This is a genomic window from Kitasatospora arboriphila (genome assembly GCF_039528095.1).
GTDB lineage: Bacteria > Actinomycetota > Actinomycetes > Streptomycetales > Streptomycetaceae > Kitasatospora > Kitasatospora arboriphila.
Genome location: NZ_BAAALD010000337.1, coordinates 1 through 514, shown reverse-complemented (window position 1 = coordinate 514; position 514 = coordinate 1). Strand labels below are relative to the sequence as shown.

At 60.1% G+C, this 514-nt stretch carries 1 protein-coding gene; it reads right to left on the bottom strand.

The genetic code is table 11. From position 1 onward, the window contains the following. Positions 1 to 514: efflux RND transporter permease subunit (locus tag ABD353_RS40260; protein ID WP_344628648.1), on the bottom strand; the 514-nt coding region annotated here is incomplete at both ends.

Sequence of the window (514 nt, the reverse complement as noted above, 5' to 3'; positions counted from 1 at the left end):
GCCCGCGGAAGGTGGCGGCTAACAGCGCACCAACCACACCCAAGGGGACGACCAGCATAACCGAGAACGGAATCGACCAGCTCTCATACAGCGCCGCCAGACACAGGAAGACGACAATCAGCGAGATGGCATACAGGGCAGGGGCCTGGTTGCCGGACAGTCGCTCCTGATAAGACATCCCGGTCCAGTCGTAGCCGATACCGGAAGGCAGTTTACCCGCCAGCTCTTCCATCAGCGCCATCGCCTCACCGGTACTCTTGCCTGGCGCGGCCTGACCGAGGATTTCCAGTGACGGCAGACCGTTGTAGCGTTCCAGACGCGGCGAACCGTATTCCCAACGCGAGGTCGAGAAAGCAGAGAACGGCACCATCTGACCATCGCTGCCGCGAACATACCACTTGCCGATATCTTCCGGCAGCATACGGTATTTCGCTTCGGACATGATGTACACTTTCTTCACGCGGCCGCGGTCGATAAAGTCGTTGACATAGCTTCCGCCCCAGGCTGCGCCCAG